We start from the raw sequence: 20,894 nt of genomic DNA on the forward strand, positions 1-20,894 counted from the left end.
TTAAAAAATGTTCGACCTTTTCTTTGCGGATTTGTAATCCGCTGTAACTTGCAACGATTATCCGCCAAATTCAAAAATACTCTTCACCCTTCACCGGAGTGGTGTAAGTATTTGTGTATGAGCTGATTTGGTAGGGTGAAGAGTGCGCTCGACTCTTCACCACCCTTCACCCCAGATTTTTTCGCTAGCTGTTTATAGATTGAGGGGGGATTGCAAATCCCCCGGTTTCATAGGTCGAACGTTTTTTTACAGCGGATTGCAAATCCGCTGGGACGCCTGACGGTTATTGATTGAGGGGGGATTGCAAATCCCCCGGTTTCATAGGTCGAACATTTTTTAACAGCGGATTGCAAATCCGCTGGGACGCCTGACGGTTGCAAATCCGCTGGGACGCCTCACGGAAGACAGACGCCTGACGAATCCGTGCGTAATCCGTGGAGCAAGAATGCTCTGTTAACTCAGCGTAATCCGATGAAAAAATATCCAGGTGAAGAGTGGGTGAAGAGTGGTGAAGAGTGGTGCGCCACTCTTCACCTCTCGGAACCCCAGTGTTTAACGGGGTTTCAGGCGATTTGGTGAAGAGTGAAGAGTAAAAAAGAGAGTGGGGATTTTCTCTCCCGACGTATCGTTTTGTGCCTGGCGATGGCAAGATATTGCCCTGGTAAAGGGCAATATAATGCCGTAGTGAGGCAATAAGCGATGGAAGCGTCTTTACCATCCGTCAGTACTATCATGACGACCTCTCAGTGACGTCTTGACCCCTTGTCAGGAGTATCCTGACAAAATGAAGGGTTGGACTTTCTCACGAAAACCCAACCCTTCTTTTTAAAACAGCTGTTTTTATACTTTAATTATATATAAGTAAATGATGTTATTGTATTTATCACTTATCTTGTGTTTATTACAGAACATGTACCAGGCGTAATGGCATGGCCCTGTAAGTCCCGGTGTTTTTACCTGCACTACCGCTTACGAAGCGGAGATTCGACATGGTGCAAATCTTACCATATACATCCAAATAGCGATACCAGAAACCATACTCAGTACTCGTAGGGCTGAAGCCCTGACTGCCAGCGAGCAGCGTGCGTGTCCACAGGCTGACATGAGTAACATTTCTGAAAGCCTCACCCTCCACATATCCTGTGGCTGGCAAATAGATTACGGGCAGCTCCGAATTGTCTGTTGTTATCTCAACACTGTTGTACGCCTCGCCCGACAAGGTGTAGCGGGTCTTCACTTTCAGATTACCGCCGTCTATGATGTCTTGGAACACACTATTCTCGGGAATAGTGAAACCTTGAGGCAGATTGTTGATGATATTACCCGCATCTGTCTGATTCTGCTTTTCTTTGGCAATATAGAAATATCCGCCAATGGCTCCTTTGTTATCTTTAAGCGCCTTGGTGCCCGGAGCATAGCATCTGTCGCTGGAGGCTCCGAGGTTGCGGTCGAGCATGATATATGTTTTGCCACCTGTTCCCTGCACTTTCACCACACCATAGTAGAAACGTCCTCTGACAGGACCTTGCTGTTTATCATCTTCGTCATAAGGCGGTTGTTGGTTGTCGGTGGCATCTATCTTGTGGAAGATTCCACAATGATAAACAGGATACGTGATAGCAATGTTGTGTCCACTCTCTTGATAGGTGATGGTGAAGTCACCTATCCAGATATCATAGTTGTCAGCGGCACTTTTCAGCGTCACTTTCCAGTTAGCTCCATCTTCCTCTACCTTAAACAAGTCGCTGTTTGCGCCATAAGTCACAACATCACCTTTTTTCATTGGAATCAGATAGCTGAACTTGTTGGTTCCCACCCCGAAGTGCAGACCATCGTTTCTGACAATATCGTTCTGCATATCCTTCGGGCTGATACCTTTAGTACCTGGCAGGAATTTGTTGAAATAGTCATTATATTCTACCGGTGTGCCCACATTGCTTGATGTCATAAGCTTTACGGTTCTGTCAGAACGCTTGAAGTCCTTACCTTTCTGGGTCACGGTTATGGTGCGGGTCAAGTCGCCCGACTTCACGATTACCTTTCCTGTGCGTGGTTCCTCAGAGTATTCATTTTTTTCTACCGCAATCGAAATCTTATATTTCTTACCTGTAGTAGAGTTTGGACCGTCAGTATCCGGCACGGTGATAGTCTCACTGACCGTGACACCTTTTATCCAGTCATCGGACTTAGAGAAAGTCGGCTTCTCATTGTTCTTGATAGTTGTAACGACAGTGGCGTTAATATTCTCATCATCCCATGCGCCGCTTACTTGGTCGCTTACTCCCAGATGATAGTCCTTGCAGGCTATCATGTCTGTCACAAATGGGTTGTCATCTTTCACGTCCACCCTCATTCGGTTCTCGGGATATGGGTCTTTAATAGCCTCTGCTTCTGTGGGCCAGCCATTGGTGTTCACGTGAGTGATTTTTACTGTATAGGCATGGTTGCGCAGCAGTGCCATCGGTTTTGTCATGTCGTTGTCGGTAAGGAAGGATACTTTATAGTAAGACTCCACACGATTATATTTACCCTTCACGATGAGATAGGCTTGACCGGCGGCAGTCTCATAGAAAGGTGTTTCGCCTGTCTGCCATCCGCTATTAGCTTTGCCTGCATCAGCTGGCACATTGACTGCTGCTGCATTATAGTTAAAATCCTTGGGAGCTATGGTTCCCTTGTCTGCAGCATCATACAACTGGAAGCTTTCCAATTCAAACGTATTGTCGTCTTTGAAATCACTGGATGTAGTCTTCTCATACTTGACGTTTACCTTGGCAAACTGGCGCAGCAAACTGATTTCTGGATTTGCCTTCATCAAGTCTGACACGCTGATCATTCCCCAGCAGACAGGATTCTCTGTGTTGATTGTTCCCGAAATGGCAGCCTTGTCCAAACCACTCTGACATTGAGTATCTGACAAATCGCCGGCATTGGCAACCAGATGAATCATTGTAGCCTTTTCCGTGACAGGCACTTTCACTTTGTAAGTGTTGTCGGTGCCCGACACAAGTTCGTAATCGGAAACGCTTTGGTTCGACAGGAACACTCCTTTATCATCGTAAGCCACTACGTTCAGACTCTTCAATCCCGTATCGCCAGCCCTTGTCAGTTCCTCTTTTGAAAAGTCGGGAAGTGTGATGGTGAGCGTGATGCCACCATCTTCCAGTCGGCTCCCATCTGAAGGTGCCGAGCCTCCGTCCTCGTTCAGAGAGTCACTGCAACTGCTCAATACTAACAGTGTCAGCAAAAGTGATAATATCTTTTTCATATTAATTCTCATTGTTTATTTCCGTTATCATCAGTCCAATCACCACTGTTAGGTACTCCAGGATGCCATGCAACAATTCCGCCACCTTTTCTTTCAATCCATCCTGTATCGCCATCTTTCTCATAACTTCTACCTCCGAAAAGGACTTTGGACTCATTTGTATCACCAGAGTTGTTCTGAATCAAAATGGTTTTCTCGTGATAGCCTTTCACGGCTTTCAACTTAATCTTTGTCACATACCATTTTTTACCACCAATTGTTTCTTCAGAAAAAGTCATGGAGCCGTTCGATTCTGTACGACTACCTACTTCATCGTAAAGTGTCCATTGTCCTGTCAATTCGTTATTAGAAATTCCAAAGTTACAAGACCATCTCTTGATTTCATATGGAGAATACACTGTATATGTCACATTCTCTACTTCCGGTCTTTCGTCGAAGATGCGGTATGTAGGGTCTGATGTCGGGTCATAGAGTATCCATCCCTCATGGTCTTCGTAGTTGAAAAGAGGAATACCTGGTTCCATGTGGTGAGGACAGCGGTGGTAGTCTGGACCATTATTGTTGTAACTGTAGAAAATCATCAAAGTCTCACCTGGCTTGATTTCCCTATCTGCTTTGTTATGATTATTATGTCCCTTAGCATCTTTTGGTATTTTGTAATAATACCATCCCGGATTATTTGCGGCCCCAGTCATACGGCTGTTTCGCCCAGCAGGACCGTTCCCTCCTGGATTCGTATAATAGCCGGTAAAATACCATACATTCTCCTCAGGTATATTATCAGTACCACCACTTTCACCATATTGATAATACATATATAAATTATGGTGATCTACATTAATGGCATTGCTCCCTTTATCCTGTAACCAACCGTCATTCCAATTATAGTTACCTCCCGACACATTTACATTTTCGTCAAGAGTCCGATCATATTTAGCATTATTGTAACTTCTGTCATTGATAGCACGGAAATAGATATAGTAATCACCGAATGGAGGTTTTACAACCACCTTGATAGTACGCTCTATATACTTACCGTCAACCTTCTTTTTAGAATGAGCCTTAAAGTAATGCTCGACAGTGGTTGTAGGGTTATTTTCTGCCTTCACAGAGATTGTACCCTTTGCATCAGTATCAGAATTTTCCAGCTTGATGGTGATATTTGAAGAACCGACAGTTGATTTGTCCTTATCAATCACAATACCTCCCAAGTTGGTAACCCATGTAAACTTCTTTGTGTTAGTTTCAGCACCAGCCTCATAAAAAATGGTTGTCTCCAGGGGATCAACCTCGAAAAGAGGCTGAATATTGTATTCCACATCCAGATACTTTATCAAGTTGTTGGCTTTTACCCAAATCTTAGCCTTGCCTTCCCTTTCTTTGTCCGAATAAGCGGTATAAGGAATCGCAGGATTGATGGTGAACGTGATACGGTCATTATACGTCTTTGCGGCAATGATAAAGTCCTCGTCCTTTCCATCGACTTTGATTTTCTTGTCGCAGCCAAACTCCACGGCGGCAGCGTTGGTCTTGTAGAAGATTGAGTCGTTGGTGAGCGAAGTTAACTTGGCTCTTGTCTTGTCTAACCACAGCGTGGTGTGGCTGAAGTCGGCATCAATGCTCATTGGCTCCCAAGGCTTGATGAAGGTCTTGCCGTCGAGAGTGATATTGCCCAGACTCTTGATGTTGCCGATAATCTCGTAGTAGGTGCCACGAGGGAAGGTTGGAAGCTCTGTAGTAGAGCTTTCATTCTGCTTGTGACCTAACGGAATGATATACTTGTTGTCGATACTTTCATCGATGCTTCCTTTAATAGCCAGTCGTGACTGCTGGGATGCATTGGCGATGTATCTCTCCGGCAAATAGTATGTGCCCTGGAAAAGCCATTTGGCTGTGGCATCTGTTGGATTGGCAGAGCCTTTGGCTCCTTCGTTGAGGGTGATTACATCTTTGTCGTTTATATTTGCATTAGCATCATTTCGTTCCCACGCATCCCCTTGATAGTAAAGGCCATTTTTGTTATTGGCAGCATCATATTGATTACTCTCAAAGCCTTCTGCATATTCTTTACTAACTTCAGACTGGCTGAATTTTCCATCCCAGCATAGAGATGTGCTTGGAGATAACTGCTGCGCAAGAATATTCTTGATTGAAAAACTTTTGCCGCTGAATACTTTTGCTTCAGCAGGATCGAATATGAGATTCAACTTTACCTTGACACAGGTGAACTTCAGATTTGCGATAACAGTTGCTGAATTATCTGTCGCCTTGATTTCTGTTTCTGCAGTTTTGCCGTTGATATCCTTTGGCTCGTATATCATTGGAATATTGGTGGAGATAGGTAAACCCGGAGTCAGGTTAGAAGTATATCCCAGCACCTGTTCTTTCAATTCACCTTCTGTAGTGATATTCTTGCCTTTCAACACATCACTCATATTGGCAACTACATAGATATGGTAAGTTCCTGGCTCGATGGTGAGCTGATAATTGGCAACGTTTTCTTCCAGCATCATGCTTGCCAATGGCGCAGGAAGATTCTCTGCTACCAGCTTTCCGTGATTATCTACAGGAAAGGCGTAGAGGCGAAGATCATTGATCTGGCATTCATCTACCGTGGCATTATAGGTAGGTACATCAGAGGAACTGCTGCTGTATGCCTCGCCGCTCGCACTGAGCACGGTTGGTACCAGCACGTGCAGGTTGCTTGACGAGTTGAAGGAGTATCCTTCGCCCTCCAACTCGTCGGTACAACTAACTGCAAATAAACTAGTCAACAACCAAACTATGAAACCTATATAGATATGAAATCTTCTCATGATAACTTTACCTTTTACTTTTTCCATCTCGATGCTTCCATCTCGATGAATGATTTACGATTATAAGTCGGCACGCTGTATGCGCTTGCTCCAGTCGAGGATGGAGATGCCGAGTTGCATATACTGCCACTGGTCACCTTTGAGGAAGAAGTCGAGCTTGTAGTCGTATTCTCTATCCAGGAACTCCTGTGCCGAATAGTTCATGTTCTCGAAGGCTCCTCTGCCTTGGGCGAGACAATCGGCAAGATTGATGCGGACCACCTCCTCGCCCGTCTTCTTGTTCCAGATGCTCAGTATCGCATTCTTGTCGTTCTCGGTTACGGGATGAAGTACGATTCTACTGAACATCAGGGCTGCGATGGCTGTTCGTTCTGTTACTTTGCCATCTTGATTCTTGAATTCGGTGGTCCATGTCTTGTATGGAGTGTATCTTAACTCCTCGTCGGGGAGGAGGGAATTGTCGTAGTTGATGTAGCCGTTGGCATCGGTTATCTGATAACTGAAGTCGTCGGCTTTGATGTTGGTAGGCTCGTTGAGCTGGTGCAGTCGGATGGTGAGCTGCTTGGTATCTCTGACGAGGCTGATGGTATGTTTTGTTACCTGTAAGTCTTTTACTTCTACGAGATGGTCGCTAAGTCCCTGCCAGAGTGTGTCGAGTGGGAGAGATTGATTCTCTACGACAGCTAGATTATCCTCCGGGTCGTTGCCGTCAGGGCTTTGGGCATTCTGGTGATTCGGACTGGTGCGGTCGAGCCTTACGTTCAAATCCTTGATGTCGCTGCCTTCCTGGGGAATGGCGATTTGAAATTTGGCTCCATTATGCGTACGGGTTTCTTCGTATTTCTTCTGGAAGGCGAAGGTGGCGAAGCGATATTTGCCCGGTTCCAGATTCAGGCGCATGGTATAGTTATGGTCTTTCAGCGGCTGCGATGTTGCACTGTTGTAGGCATCTTGGCGAGTAATGAATTTACCCTGCTGATCATATACGAACACGCTAACTCCGCCTACATGATCATTGAACATGTCGGCACGTTGCACGTTGTAGTCGTACTTGAACTGCAAGTCAACTCCCATATCGCAAGGAGGGAGGTCGTCGTGCATCAAGTCGTTGCAGCTGCTGAGCATGCTGCCGAGAGCGACGATGGTTCCGAAAGCAGCGGTACGGCTGATAGCAGCCAAGCTGTCGAATCCCCATTCCAAGCGTATATTCTTGATCCAACTATGTAACTTTTTGTTTGCCATGATGCTTTTTGGTTATTATCAATATAATATTTCAGAATATCAGGTTGTGTTTCTAGCTTCCACTATGGTGAAGCTGAAAACACAACTCGTATGTTTTAACGAAGGCGGGAGCCTAAGCTCCGCCTTTCGTTGTTATTATGCTATTACAAATCAACGCTCTGAGAACGCTTAGCCCAGTCGAGGATCTTCACGCTGACGGAGATGTACTTATAGTTCTCATCGTCTGGGTCTGTAGGCTTGATAGTAGGTACATCTGGAGTGCCAGGACCACTAACGCTATTTACAGTCAACTCATACCAGTTGTTACGGAGTACACCATAACGACCGAGATATTTTACATTGTCAGTACCATAGGTATCATCACCAGCATTCCAAGGTGTCAAGTCGTCACCGAAGTGCTTGATACGGGCAATATAATAAGATTCACCTGAAGTATAAGTTGCAATACCAACGATAGGGTCTGTACCTGCTGCTGCTTTCAAACCAAGCTTTTCATTGATAGCATTAATCTCGGTTGATGATACGTTAGTACCATTATGCTGTACGTTTGCTTCTTTCAAAATCTTGGTGCCAGCGGTTCCTGCGATATCGTTTTCAGTTGCATCAAGCGTAACTGTTACCTTATCTGCATCTGTTTCATTCAGAGCTTCTAGAGCTTTTGCCTTAATCTGCGCCTCCAAATTTGCCTTTTTCCAAAGATCTGTATTATTACCTATCTTATAGAATGTTTCGCCGGCAGTGAAGCCATTAGGAGTATATTTGGCCTTGAATACAACACGAGTGGTCTGGCCCTGCTTCATATGATTGATGTCGAATGTATTCTCAAGACAGTACTGTGGTGTTGTAGCATCCCCGTTGATTACCGCATTTGCTGGCAATACATTGAACGCCTTCTCGCAATCAGTAACAGTTGTATAGTCTGTGCTATAGTTAGGGTCAACACCCCAATATACACGCTTAAAGGCTGTGTTTGATCCATCAACGAAACGACCTGTTGAAGGAGCAGGATCTGTTGAAGCACTCCAAATTGTGGTGAAGTTTGTAGTTAAGTCTGTGAGAGAGTGAATAGGGAATGTACTCTTATTAGTTACATCCAAATTCCATGCAGTGATATCAACCTTATCTTTTTCATATAGTTTTCCTGTTGCCTGAAGCCCTGTAGGGAGAGAAGCAACAGTTACCTTTGCCAACCCACGCTCTACGTGTATGGTTGTAGCTTTACTTGTTTCTGCAGCCTGCTTGGTAGCATATACTTTATCAATCTTTACAAGTGTGGTAGGTGTACCTGTTGAAAATTGAGGCGCGTTTGCCATATAGAAACCATTCTTGTTATCTGCGAATTTTGTATCTGTAGATGTAGTGGCATTCCAGTTACTGTATGTCTGGTCTGGGTCAGGCATCTTGACCTTAAGATTATTAGTCTTGTCCTTATTGTTCAGAATGGCCAATGCATAATATTTGCCATTAAGATCAACAGAATTCAATTTCGCGGTGATAGTAGCAGCTGTAGTGATACCATTGTTGTCATCATCCTTAACCCAAGGAGCCATAGTACCCAAATCTGCTGTCTCAACGAATGTGTAGTCGTTTTCAGAAGAACCTGCCTCCTTGAAAATGAGCAAGGTTACATCCTTGACATCATACTCGTTAGCATCTCCAGGGTTAAATTCCGGATCGCCAGCAGCACGTGTGCCATTTGTTGTTGGCAAATTGATGCTCAATGTAGCATAACCGACACCTGATTCATTCTCACCTGAACCATTACCACCATTTACTAACTCGTTGTTGCTAGAGCAACTAGCAGTCATAGCAGCCAAAACTGCCAATCCAAAGAAATGTTTAATTTTCATAATCTATATGATTTTAATGTTAATTATATCTTTTATTGTTCCGCCTTCATTTCCTCGTAGATCTTTCTGATGCGTTCAGCTTCTTTCGAGTTTCCTGCCTTGGCAAGATGCTTCTCGGCAGTTACGAGGTCGCCCTTCTGCAAATCTGTGCAGGCGGCATTGAGATTGGCTGTCTCATCATCAGGGAAGAGACGGACGGCAATATCAAATACCTCGTTGAACTCTGGAGAACCAGGCTCATAGGTCTGTGCCACCAGATACATCTCCTGTAATGACAACTGCTGAGGCTTAGTCTTCAGGATTACCTTTGCCTCTTCAATGTCGAAAGGACGAACGGTATAGGTTACCGTATAGTCGCTGTGGCGCAAACGAGGATAAATCTCACTCATGATGTAGCGATAGCTAGCCGGATAAAGCTTCTTGATTTTCTGGTCCTTTGCATCGGGTGCCAAGGATGAGTTGGCAACGGCAAGGATGGCAGACTTATCGGCTAAGTTGCTTGCTTCCACCTTCTTCTTGAATCCCTCCCAGTCTTCTGGGGTGGCGTGATAGGTGAAGAGCTTTTTATCGATAGTGTAGAGATTGCATACATAATTGCGCAGGGCTGCCGCACGGTTGTTGGCGAGTCGCACATTGTTGTCGTAAGGACCATCCGGCGACGCATAGCCATGAATATCGATATTGGTGATGCTCACATCCTTGTCGTTCTTTACGAGGTCGATGGTGGATGTAATCTTTCTCAGCTCAGTTGCATTCTCACGGAAGTCGGCAAGGATATCGCTCTTGTTGAGCTTGAAGCTCAGGTAAGCTTCACCCTTTTCGGCTCTTACCTTGATGGCTTCAGCCTTTGGCTTCACGTAATGGTCGCGACAGATTCTCGGTGCCGGCTGGATGTTAGCCATCAGAGTGGTATCCTGATCCATCAGGTTGCCGCATCCGCAGAGGTCTTCCGTCATGGAGAGGTTGAAAGCCTTCATCCACTTCCTGTAGGGAAGGGTCTGTGAGAAGAGCACCTGCTGCTCGGTATCATTCCTGCGTCTCACTACCACTGCCTGGCTGTTCTTCAGTTTGCTGCTTTTGCGCAGGTATCTGATGTTCTGGTTTTTGCCATTGATGACAATGGGATTCAGGGCGATGGTATCTTCTCCGGCAATAAGCGGAGTGAAAACCAGCTGTTGCTCTGATTTGAGCTGCAGACTATCGAGATGGAGTCGGAAAGCAACCTTGAGACTGTCGCTCTTCTTCTGTGTCAAGACGCTGTCTATCAGAATCTTGCCTCCAGCCAACCGTAGCTGCGAATCATCTATCTTCTGGGCTTGGACAGTCAGTGCGCTCTGTGCAAACAGAATGCAAAGGGGCGAAATGACCGCATAAAGCTTCATTTTCTTCATATTCTTCATCTTGTAAAAGAGGGTTTGATTTTGTTTTTCGCTATCTCGGTGATATCGTTCCTAGAATGCGTATATCAGGGAAAGGGCGGCTTTAGTTGGACCTACATAGTTGCGGTGATCCTTGTCAAGACATTTGTCACATCTTCCGTAAAGCTTGTATGGGCTGTAGATGTATCCTAATCCGATGGATCCTTCGAGATTGAGGTGCTCAGACAGCAGCCATTGGTATCCGTAGGTGAGACCACCACCGACATACCAGCCTTCGTAATGTCTTCCTTTCTCTGTCTTTGGCAAGATGCCGAAAGGCAGGTCCACATTTTTGATGTTGTATTCACCTCCTAGGGCATGGATGCCGAAGAAGTGGCCTCCAAATTTCTGGCAGGTGTACCAGCGGTACTCTGGCATTACGTTCCAGTAGCGCAATTTCTTGTCGCCTGAGAACTTCCAGGGATTCAGGGCGCCGAAAAGCTGAAAAGTGCTTTTCCTGCCCGTGCCTATTTCTAGACCAGCATTGAGCGAGGTGGTTGCCAAACCAAGCAGGTTGGTCTTCAACGCTACCTCTTGCGCTCGGGTTATTACTGATGAGAGAATCAGCAGTAACAACATCGGTGTTCGTTTGAACAATCTCTGCTTCATCATCATAATTTTACTCTGTTGATTTTCTTTCTTAAAGGATAATGCTAGTTGATTATTCTTATTTATCGTCATTTACTTAGTTGTATAGGATAAGCCTTGCAGCACGATTGAATGCCGTTGGGTTTCCTTTTCGGTTGCAAATGTAGGAAGATTTTCTCAAAGATGCTTCAAAAAATTGATGGAAATCAAGAAAAATGAAATGCAAACGTTTGCATTGTTGTGCAAAGTGTGTGGGAGCACAAAAATCGTGAATAAGATATAAATGCCTGATATATAGAAAATAAAAAGCGAGGGTGTGATTTGCACACCCTCGCTTATTTCAGAACCTCCATCGCCTTCTTCAGACCTCTATCCACAGCGGATGGATTGTTCTGATAGAGCTTCTCCTTTTCCTCTTGGGTCATCTCGTCGAGCAGATAATCGGGGGTGATTCCCACACTTTCCAGCAGGTTGCCCTGTGCATCCTTGGTAAGCGAGAATGGCATGTAGAAGTAGAGGTAGCTCGTTACATTTCCTATCCATCCGCCATTGCTGGCTTCGTTGTCGGAAGTGAGCATCGCCTGCGCTCCGTAACTGTTTCTGCCTATCGTCTTCACGTGGTCACCCTGACTCTTCAGGATGAGGGTTGTCACCTCCGACATGCTGGCACTGTAGTTGTCGAGCAGGATGGCGGTAGGGATGTTTCTGCCCAGGCTCTTCGGCGTTACCGTAATCTTCTGCGGAATCCAAGGCGTATAACTGTATGGATTATTATCCTCTTTTTTGCGTACGTAGGCATAGACGGCAGATTGGGTGATGAGATAGTCGGTAAGCAGACGGGTATCTATCACGCTTCCGCCTCCGTTGCCACGGAAGTCGAGAATCAGCTTCTTGATCTCGCCCTTAGCCAGCGGCTCCAGGAACAGACGGCGGTAACCTTCTACGCAGAGATGATTGTAGGTAAACTTCAGGTCGCTCCAGTAAGCATAGAGTTCCCGCTCATGCCAGAGGTAATCGGCAAGTGCCTGGCAATACCAGCTGGCAAAACCGGAGGCTGAAAGCATCTGCTGGTAACGGGCATCGCCCTGCAGCTTCTGTCGGATCTGCTCGCCCATGCCGCTTGCATCAGCAGTAACAGGCAACAGCTTGAGGAGATTCGGCGACTTCTCGTAAGCCTCGCTGGCGAGAGCATAGAGACCGGAATAATCTCCCTGGTTGCTGTAGGCCGCCATCTTCTCGCAGGCTTTGGCAGCATCATCCGAAGCCAGATAGCTATCCATATCGGCAAGCAACTGCGTTGCCTGCTGCTCAGCCTTCTCTCTCTTTCCTGCATCTGTAATCAGTTCCTTCGCCTTGGCTGATATCGTGGAAGCATCCAGATGATAGGTGCTGGCGGCATTGCCAGGGAGATAGGACTTCTGATACTCGTGGAAACAGTTTTCGTAGAGGGCAAACTTGTTGAAGCCGAGGTAATAGGTGCCCGGCTGATCCTTCAGGTAACCGCCCATGATGCAGAAACCATCCGAGGTAATCTCGCCGAAGGCTGTACCATCCAGGTTGAGCTGGTCGCGGGTATGGTTCCAGTGAGCATTCAGCGGGAAATACTCGGTCTTGTTGCGGAGCGTGCTGTTGAATCTCACCGTTTCCGTAGAAGAGTGGGAGACGGGCAGGGTAATCTTGACATAGAAATGCTGGTCGATGATCTTGTCGATGATTTCCTGGAAATACTGCTTTGCCTTGGCGTTGTCTTCCTGAATCTCCTGCTGGGTAAAAGCTGGGGTATGCTGGAAGGTCTTCAGGGCATCAAACTTGGGTTTGTATTCCTTGTACACCTGGTCCCAGGTCTGCGAAGATACGGCAGACTGCTCATTGAGGGTGCAGTAGCGCTGGTTCATCACGCTCCAGAAAACCTGGAACAGGTCGCCATACGACTTGACATCGGTATCGGAATAATCGGAAATCGATTTCTCGTTGGCATCATTGTCTGCCACACAACTGGTAAGCGACATTCCGGTAGTGGTTGTCGCCAGGAGGAAGGCGAAGAGGCATCGCATTCCACCTTTTATATATATAGGGGTTCTCATATTTTAAAATGATTTATAATTTGTAGGCAATGCCTGCGGTGATGAGGCTGGAGTTGCGGCGGGCAGTCTTGCTGGTACGGGCCTTATCCTGGTAGATATGCGAGAAACCGTATTGGAAGTTATACCCAATAGAGCCATCTAATCTTCCGAAGGAATAACCCACCTTGATGCCTGCCTCACCGCCCAAGAGACTGCGGCGGAGATGGTTCTCATTCTTCCTGAAATCGTAGGTGGTGTTATAGCGGATGTAGGAACCATTGCCCTTGTACCCCTCCATGATGTTCATCGGATACATACCCTTGGTATGCATGGAGGTGAAGTACTCGTAATAGATGCCTACCTGCGGCTTGATCCACAATCCCTTCTCGTGGTAAGGATTATGGAGGAGATAGTAGCCCACATGGAGTGGGATGCTGATGAAGTTGTTGTTGTATCGGGTGTTCCAGGAGTCGCCGCCGAGGTTCTGGTACAGGTAGTCGCGCTGAACGAAGCGGATGCCCGCTCCTACCGCCAGCTGATCTACGATATTGTATTCGGCACCGATGGCAGCCGTGAAACCCGGTCGCACCTTATAATAAGTCTCCGACAAGCCCGACACATCCGTATCAAGCACACTGCAACTGACACCAGCTTCTGCCTCCACCTTCCAGCGGTAGGAGCTCTGCTGTGCCAGAATGCCTTGGCAGCAGAAGCCAAGGGCTATGGATAAATATACCTTTCTCATTTCTTTTCAAAAATCTTGCAAGCCTTGTTTCCTGCGATATAAGCTACGTATGCTTTTATTTGATAGTGAGGATAGGCTTTCTGCATATCTGCTGCATAAGCCTTCACCTGTTGGGCATCTTCTAAGCGTGCCTCTTCCAATTGATCAACAATGCCTGCGTCTTTAGACTTGTAATATTTAAACTCAATGATGCGGCAGTCGTTGTGGAATGATGTGCCAGGAATGCCGGTCAGCACTAAGTCAGCACGACCTGATGGCAAGTTCTGTTCGATGGCGAATGTGTAGCAATTACTCAAGTAGCGGCTCAGTAACTCGAAAAATGAACAGCGAATGAAATTCTCGTTCATCTTGTCAAAGGCTTGGGCTGGAAGCTGACCTAAGTATTCCTTAACATAGTTATGGAATAATGGATCTAGTTCTCTGTCTCTGACAAATGCCTCGTATGCAGGAACAAACTTACGGGCATTGTCGCTGATACTATTCAATTCGTTGTAGTAACTCATATATACACTCTTGGTCGTCAAGTTTGGCAAAGCCATTTTGTAATTGTCCTTCAGGGTGGTCATACCCAAGTAGTAGAGGCTGATAGGGTAGAACTCTGGGGAGAAGAACTTTTGCTTGTTGAACTTGCTGCGTAAATCGGCTTGTGAATAGTACAATTCTCCATCCATCAACAGGCTGTCGAGCATTTCCTTGGCATTGTCAAGCGTGATGGTCAATCTTCTTATCCAACTAGTGTCGGTGCGCAGGTTCTCATCTACCATTTCCGTAGGGATGCCGCCTTTCAGTTCTGCAAAGTTCTTGAGGAAGTAAGTCAGAATGGTAGAGTTGAACAACGGTTCTGCATTTGGTAAAAAGTGGTAACCATCATAATTGTTGAGTATCAGAGTCCATAATTCCTCAAAAGAGGCTTGAGGGCCATATTTCTTGATGACATACTTCAGATATTGGGCTGCTTCCTCATGGGTAAAGCCCAATAGATTGGTAAATTCCGGCTTCAGCGTCAACATCTCTGCGATGTTGTAGCCACTGGTTAAGTCATCCATGGTGACAGGCAGTACTCCTGTGCAGAAACAGGTGCGGATGGTACCTTCGCCAATGCCTGCCTTGATAACCTTGAAGAATGTTCGTAGGAAACTTTCCCCTGTGGTCAGGTCCTGGTACAGCGAGTCCTTATAGACAACTAGTAGCTGGTTGGTAAAGTTGTCGTATTCATCTATTAATATATAAAGAGGTGGAAGATTATGGGAAGAGATAAACTCGCATACTTCAACCAACATATTGGAGGCATTGCCATCCTCTCTGAACCTGAAATCTCCAAAAAGGTCTCTGTTGCGTTCCACCAATGTACGGAGTGGACTGCAATTTACGGCATTGAAGTTCTTCTCGATATCTTCCTTTTTGCTGGCAACGGAAGTTGTGGAAAAGTCATATCTTACAACGAGATATTGGTTGTGCTCGTTTGTAGGGTGTTCGCCAATCCAAGTTCCACCAAATAAATCCTCGAATTGTGTTGCCATGTTGCGGTCGTAATAGTGAGCCAACATGGAAACGAGCAGACTCTTTCCGAATCTGCGAGGACGGAGAAAAACTGGTGCTTTGTAACGCTCAAGTAGTGGAATATAGTTGGTCTTGTCCACATAATAATATCCCTTGTGGCGAATCTCAGCAAAGTTCGCCACAGCGTATGGAACGGTAATATCTGCCTGTGAGTATGTCATGGTCTATCTCCTTTTTGTTGCAAATGTACGATTTTTATTTATTACTGCCAAATAAAATAGAAAGAATTTGTTTAATATAGTAAAAACAGTCCCGCAAATGCCGAATAATTAATAACTGAGCCCACTTTAAAACAAGCCTTACTTTTTAAATGTGGGCTCAGTATGTAAGAAAAAAATGTTAGCTATTTATGCTCATGGGGTTGCTGAGCTTTATGAGCTTTAAAAGAAACTTTCTTGCTATGATAGCTTTCTGATAAATGGATTAATAGTTGGTCATCTTTGAACTGGAGACGGAGTTCGATGGCGGTTATCCAATCCACGAAGTGCGTTTTGATGACTAACTCTTCACCTTGCCAGGCATAGCAAGAACTGGCGTGGAAAGGAAAATCGATAGTGCTGAAGCAATTCAATGTCGTACCACGAGGATTCTGTGGATAGAAACCGATGGAGGAGGTCTTCCATTGCTTGAAACCCATTTCGATGATGCCCTTTCTGCCAACACTATCCACTACTTCCATTTTCTGAGGAGTTAGGAAGCTTACTTGCTTCCAACCCAATGGATTTTTGTCGAGCTGATAGCTTACGTTGAGAGGTATGCTCATCTGCCTATTGCTCTTCTTTCCCTCCAAGAGTGGAAGTGCATAAGTAGATTGTTTCTTCTTCAATATGCGGTACGCCTTTCCAGGTCGGATGTCCCTCTCTTTAGATGCGCTCTTATCGTTGGATGGGATAATGCCTGGGAACAAAACATTTTTGATGAGGCTTTGTTCCTTACTTCCGTTGCCAGTAAGACATTGGGTGATGGCTACCACCATGTCTTGCTGTGGGTTTACGATGATATATTGTCCGTAAGCACCATCTGCCCTTGCGGCATCAGGCCATTCACACATCCACATCTGGTAGCCATAGTAATCTTCTACGTGTGGCGACATCATCGCCTTCACCCAGCTAGATGGTATCAGTTGCTTGCCTTCCCATTTACCTTGTTGCAGCAATAACTGTCCGAACTTAGCAAGCGACTCGCTCTGCAGATAAAGTCCCCAACCTGCCGTGTTGATACCTTCAGGACTCACTTCCCATTTCACCTTTTCAATATGAAGAGGTTCGAAGAGACGTGGCTTTAAGTATTCCAGCAACGTCATACTTGTTACCTTCTGTATGATGGCGGAAAGCAGGTAAGTGTCAAGAGAATCATATTGAAACTTGGTGCCTGGTTTGCAATTCATAGGATGGTTCAGATAAGTCTTGCCCCAGTCTAAGTGCTCACTTCTTACTTCATCGAAGAAAACGAATCCCGATCGCATGGTGAGCAAATCTTCTATGGTGATGTCGGAGAGCCATTCGCTCACTTCCTTGGGCAGATATTCTGGAAAGAAGGTAGCGAGACGGTCGGTCAACTTCAGGCGATGTTCGCCGATGGCGATACCGATAGCTGCCGATGTAAATGTCTTGGAGCAGGAGAAGAGGGTGTGCCCATATTCTGCCTTGAATGGGGCTGGGTGGATTTCGCCTATCACCTTGCCGTGACGCATCACGATGGCACTGTGGATATCGGTCTTGGGAAAAGACATCAAGGAGTCGAAGAATGCTACGACCTGCTTGCTTTTTACTCCTGCCTGCTCTGGGGCAACACGAGGAAGATCGCCGGTTTGGGCTTCTGCAGAGAGAAGCCCAAAGGCGAGTGATATTGTCAGAAATAGTTTTTTCATATCAGTGGGTGTTTTCTTATTTGAACAGTTGTGGAACAAACTGCAGGGTGTACTGTCGCCAGTTGCTCCAGATATGTCCACGGCTGCTCTCATGATAGGTGTATTTCAGTCCATCCTTGTCCAGTCGTTCCATCAACAACTTGTTGTTGTTCATGTGCTGATCTTCCTTTCCAATGGCAATCCAGTAGAGCTTTACGCCTTTCTTAGCCTGTGTGGCAAGTTTGGTATCCAGGTTGGCGTAGGCAGGGAATGCCTCCATGTCAACATCCTTGAAGTTGACTCCTGCCGAGAAGAGTCCCACATAGTCGAACAAGTCTGGGTAGTTGGCTGAAATCATCACAGAATGAAGACCACCCATGGAGAGACCTGCGATGGCACGGTGAGCTTTGTCTGCCTTTGTATTGAAGGTCGCATCAACGTAATCTACAATCTCAGGAAAGGCTGTTTCGAAAGTTCCATCCTTGAAGTGAGGCAGGAAGTTGGTCATTACAGGCTTGTAGTTCTGGTTCTCGAAAGTCTCACCTGCCGCAGCCTGCTTGGCAATGTTGCCGTTTGGCATGACTACAATCATTGGCTTACATTTCTTTTCTGCAATGAGGTTGTCCATAATGCGTGCGATATTACCCAGTTCGAGCCAGGCATTTTCGTCGCCTCCACTTCCATGAAGAAGATAGAACACTGGGAATTTCTCGTCAGTCTTGCCATAAGTTGGAGGAAGATAGATGTTCATGCGACGGTCTGTGTTGGCGCTGTTGGAATGATACCATACGGTGCGAACCTGTCCATGGGCCACGTCGTGTACCTGGTAGTCATCAGCACAGCCATTGCCCACATAGAAGATGCTGAATACGTTGCCTACATCCCTGCGGGTGAAAGGATTGGTTGGGTCGATGCTTGTTACTCCATCTACGTCGAAGCGATAGGTGTACATTTCTGAAGGCAACTTTGGGGTGGTGTAAGTCCATACGCCCTCCTTGTCCTTCTTCATGATGCCTGTTCCCTTGTTAGCTTCCCAGTCGGCGATTACCTTTACCTTCTTTGCTTTAGGAGCCTGGATACGGAAGGTTACGGTGTTGTCTTCGTTTACCTGTGGAGAAACGAGTTTTCCTGAGCGGAATGATACATTCTGCTGTGCGTTCATGCTCATTGCTGCAGCGAGCATAAACAGGATTGAAATATACTTTTTCATATCTTGAAAATGTTTAAAATTGTTTGTTATTTTGTAATTTAAAAGTTGAGTTTTGCGCCAATCTCTACGGTGAATGGACGTATATAGTTTCCTGCCATCAGTGTTCCGGCGTATCTGCTGCCATCAGTTATCAGATCGGAACCTGGGATGGTACCCTGGGCACCCGTCTGATTGAGGAAATTAACGAGGTTGACATTGAAGGTGAGATATTTGTTGTACTTGTAGCTTGCACCTGCAAATGTTTCCCATCTACCTTCGAAATACACAGAGTTGCCCACGTTGGCATACTGCTTGCTAAAGTAGCGGAACGATGCCCAGACATTGAAGCGGTCGTATGTATAGCTTGGGTCTAACTCAATCAATATTTTCGACTGCTTGGTAACGGTTTTGTCGCTGAAATCATAGGTCTTGTTGAATGCCTCGAACTTATATCCTGTGTACTTAGGATTCTGGTAAGTGAACATGGCATGGAACTTGAATCCCTTGAATGGCGAGAACATGGCATCTGTTGTCCAGCCCATAGTCTCGATACCGCTGGATGAACCTACCATCACAGGGTCTTCGTTCGGGTTGTCGCTCATCACGGTCATTCGTCCGTAGTCATTGGTGCGGCGAGCGTAGGTGAAGGCGGAAACCAGGTTCACGAAGTCGCTGTTGTAGAAGATACCGGCACGTCCCAGGATGAATGGGCGATAGTCGTAATAAGGAAGCGAAGTGCCAGAGTATGCCTCCAGATGACGATATTGCTTCAGATAGTTGATCTCACCGGTGAAACCGAAATTGTGTGTCAGGTTATAGGTAGGAGATACTGAAACGGCATAGTTGAGACCAGACAGGTTGTGATGGGTGGTACCTACGGTCTGTGCCTTTCCGTTTTCATCTGTGTATTGTGCACCTATATGGAAGTCGCTGAAACGACCATCAGTGATGTAATCCACACCTACATTGAACATTTCCAAGCGCAAACCATATCCCATACGGAAGTTGGGAGTGATATACCAGTTGTCGTTCACATAGGCTGCCAGCTTGTTCTCGTTTCCCTTGTCGTATTCGCTCGAACCATTCAGATTGGCGTATTCCTGGCCGTTGTAGATGAGTTTGCGTGGATTAGGTGCAACCTCATGATAATATTGTGTGGTGCTACGGGCGTAGTCGATGTAAGAGTAGAACTCGTTTAATCCAAAAGCCCAATTGTGGTTGGCTGTCTTTTTCTGGAGCTCTGCCACAAACATGGCGTCAGTCACAGTGAAAGCATTGATCTGTGAAAGACGGCGCTGGATATTGCCATGGAATGCTTGTCCATTGTCAGCATAGGTGGCATCGGCATCCTCGTAGAATCCCATCGTGAGTTGGTCCACACTGTTTCCCTTAGAGGTAGATACCTTGGCTTTCAATGCTAAGGTTGTAGCATTGCCGAAGTCATAATCCAGAAGGGCAGTTCCCTCATGGGTCTTGGTTTTGGAAATATCATAGAGGTTGCCTGACTTCAGTTCCCCTGTTTTCACATCACGATATTCCATGATACCATCAACCGGGAGGTAAGAGTCACGACCCATTCTGAAACCCTTCACCTCTGTTATCTTTCCATTGCCATCATAGGTAAAAGGGGCGTAGTTGGCTGCAGTGGTAAGAGGATGGGTTTCGGTAAACTTGTAATAGAGACTGAATCGACCCTTGTCTTGATGGAAGAGATGGGTGATGCCGGCAGTGTAGAACTGGGCACGGTCGATGTAGTTGGTAAATTTCAGGTCGAATGTTCCTGGATCGAAATTCTGGTAAGCACTCAGCGTGAAATAAGTCTTTTTGGCAAGTTTGCCAGACACGTTGATGTCAAAATTCTGTGCACCAAAGGTGTTGGTCTGATACTTCAGCTTTCCCTTGAATGTTTCACCGCCACGTTCCATATAGGAATCCACACCATAGCCAATCTCACCAAAGCGTATGGCTGTGGTAGATATGTTCTGCAGACCCTGGCTGGCAAGCAACTGTTCGCCACGCCAATGGTTGCTTGTGGTGTTTGGCCAATAATAGAAAACTGCTGGCAGTCCATCTACAGTAACTGCTGTGTAGCTCATAGGCAAGCCTATCTCTACTTGACGAGGCTCTGTGGCATCCTTGGCGTTGAGCATCACACCATGGTCATTGCCTGCGGTTTCTGTTGTGTCCTCTTTTTGTATATAAGAGGAATTAACTCTTGCTAGAGTTGTCGGTACCTCATTGGCTCTGACTGCTGTTGCTGTTGTAGCCATCAGTACTGATGATAAGAGAAAAATGTTTTTGTTCAT

At 46.0% G+C, this 20,894-nt stretch carries 12 protein-coding genes; all 12 read right to left on the bottom strand.

Translation table 11 applies throughout. The features are described from left to right. Window positions 1–901 precede the first annotated feature (901 nt). Window positions 902–3,268 carry a BACON domain-containing protein gene (locus CFT61_RS14865; RefSeq protein ID WP_176425634.1) on the bottom strand — a complete coding sequence of 789 codons (2,367 nt, stop codon included), beginning with the start codon at window positions 3,266–3,268 and terminating at the stop codon, window positions 902–904. Window positions 3,269–3,276: 8 nt separating this feature from the next. After that, a complete protein-coding gene (locus CFT61_RS14870) occupies window positions 3,277–6,084 on the bottom strand; it encodes a hypothetical protein (protein WP_142990657.1) in 2,808 nt (935 codons plus the stop codon). A 60-nt stretch (window positions 6,085–6,144) separates the two neighbouring features. After that, window positions 6,145–7,326 carry a FimB/Mfa2 family fimbrial subunit gene (locus CFT61_RS14875; RefSeq protein WP_089545187.1) on the bottom strand — a complete coding sequence of 394 codons (1,182 nt, stop codon included), beginning with the start codon at window positions 7,324–7,326 and terminating at the stop codon, window positions 6,145–6,147. A 143-nt stretch (window positions 7,327–7,469) separates the two neighbouring features. Then, entirely contained in the window at window positions 7,470–9,176 is a 1,707-nt protein-coding gene (locus CFT61_RS14880) for an Mfa1 family fimbria major subunit (protein WP_089545188.1), read from the bottom strand. A 32-nt stretch (window positions 9,177–9,208) separates the two neighbouring features. After that, window positions 9,209–10,567, bottom strand: coding sequence for a DUF3868 domain-containing protein (locus CFT61_RS14885; RefSeq protein ID WP_176425635.1), 1,359 nt, complete (start codon window positions 10,565–10,567; stop codon window positions 9,209–9,211). A 60-nt stretch (window positions 10,568–10,627) separates the two neighbouring features. Further along, window positions 10,628–11,209 (bottom strand): DUF3575 domain-containing protein, encoded by a 582-nt coding sequence (locus CFT61_RS14890; RefSeq protein WP_437176834.1) that lies wholly within the window; start codon window positions 11,207–11,209, stop codon window positions 10,628–10,630. 308 nt (window positions 11,210–11,517) lie between these two features. Continuing rightward, a complete protein-coding gene (locus CFT61_RS14895; protein WP_089545190.1) occupies window positions 11,518–13,266 on the bottom strand; it encodes a S41 family peptidase in 1,749 nt (582 codons plus the stop codon). Between the two features lie 13 nt (window positions 13,267–13,279). Next, window positions 13,280–13,990 carry an outer membrane beta-barrel protein gene (locus CFT61_RS14900; protein ID WP_089545191.1) on the bottom strand — a complete coding sequence of 237 codons (711 nt, stop codon included), beginning with the start codon at window positions 13,988–13,990 and terminating at the stop codon, window positions 13,280–13,282. Continuing rightward, entirely contained in the window at window positions 13,987–15,711 is a 1,725-nt protein-coding gene (locus CFT61_RS14905; RefSeq protein ID WP_089545192.1) for an ATP-binding protein, read from the bottom strand. The genes CFT61_RS14900 and CFT61_RS14905 overlap by 4 nt, the downstream gene beginning before the upstream one ends. Window positions 15,712–15,893: 182 nt before the next feature. After that, a complete protein-coding gene (locus CFT61_RS14910) occupies window positions 15,894–17,420 on the bottom strand; it encodes a serine hydrolase domain-containing protein (RefSeq protein WP_089545193.1) in 1,527 nt (508 codons plus the stop codon). Between the two features lie 16 nt (window positions 17,421–17,436). Next, complete coding sequence (locus CFT61_RS14915) at window positions 17,437–18,609, bottom strand: esterase (protein WP_089545194.1); 1,173 nt, start codon at window positions 18,607–18,609, stop codon at window positions 17,437–17,439. 38 nt (window positions 18,610–18,647) lie between these two features. Further along, entirely contained in the window at window positions 18,648–20,894 is a 2,247-nt protein-coding gene (locus tag CFT61_RS14920; RefSeq protein WP_089545195.1) for a 2,6-beta-D-fructofuranosidase, read from the bottom strand.

Origin of the sequence: Segatella copri (assembly GCF_002224675.1) — a bacterium.
Classification (GTDB): domain Bacteria; phylum Bacteroidota; class Bacteroidia; order Bacteroidales; family Bacteroidaceae; genus Prevotella; species Prevotella copri_U.

What these genes read in the sequence shown, in the direction of transcription:
- CFT61_RS14905 (WP_089545192.1), bottom strand. Translation starts at nt 15,711, where the DNA reads ATGACATACTCACAGGCAGATATTACCGTTCCATACGCTGTGGCGAAC.
- CFT61_RS14890 (WP_437176834.1), bottom strand. Translation starts at nt 11,209, where the DNA reads ATGATGATGAAGCAGAGATTGTTCAAACGAACACCGATGTTGTTACTG.
- CFT61_RS14900 (WP_089545191.1), bottom strand. Translation starts at nt 13,990, where the DNA reads ATGAGAAAGGTATATTTATCCATAGCCCTTGGCTTCTGCTGCCAAGGC.
- CFT61_RS14885 (WP_176425635.1), bottom strand. Translation starts at nt 10,567, where the DNA reads ATGAAGAAAATGAAGCTTTATGCGGTCATTTCGCCCCTTTGCATTCTG.
- CFT61_RS14870 (WP_142990657.1), bottom strand. Translation starts at nt 6,084, where the DNA reads ATGAGAAGATTTCATATCTATATAGGTTTCATAGTTTGGTTGTTGACT.
- CFT61_RS14910 (WP_089545193.1), bottom strand. Translation starts at nt 17,420, where the DNA reads ATGAAAAAACTATTTCTGACAATATCACTCGCCTTTGGGCTTCTCTCT.
- CFT61_RS14915 (WP_089545194.1), bottom strand. Translation starts at nt 18,609, where the DNA reads ATGAAAAAGTATATTTCAATCCTGTTTATGCTCGCTGCAGCAATGAGC.
- CFT61_RS14895 (WP_089545190.1), bottom strand. Translation starts at nt 13,266, where the DNA reads ATGAGAACCCCTATATATATAAAAGGTGGAATGCGATGCCTCTTCGCC.
- CFT61_RS14880 (WP_089545188.1), bottom strand. Translation starts at nt 9,176, where the DNA reads ATGAAAATTAAACATTTCTTTGGATTGGCAGTTTTGGCTGCTATGACT.
- CFT61_RS14920 (WP_089545195.1), bottom strand. Translation starts at nt 20,894, where the DNA reads ATGAACAAAAACATTTTTCTCTTATCATCAGTACTGATGGCTACAACA.
- CFT61_RS14865 (WP_176425634.1), bottom strand. Translation starts at nt 3,268, where the DNA reads ATGAAAAAGATATTATCACTTTTGCTGACACTGTTAGTATTGAGCAGT.
- CFT61_RS14875 (WP_089545187.1), bottom strand. Translation starts at nt 7,326, where the DNA reads ATGGCAAACAAAAAGTTACATAGTTGGATCAAGAATATACGCTTGGAA.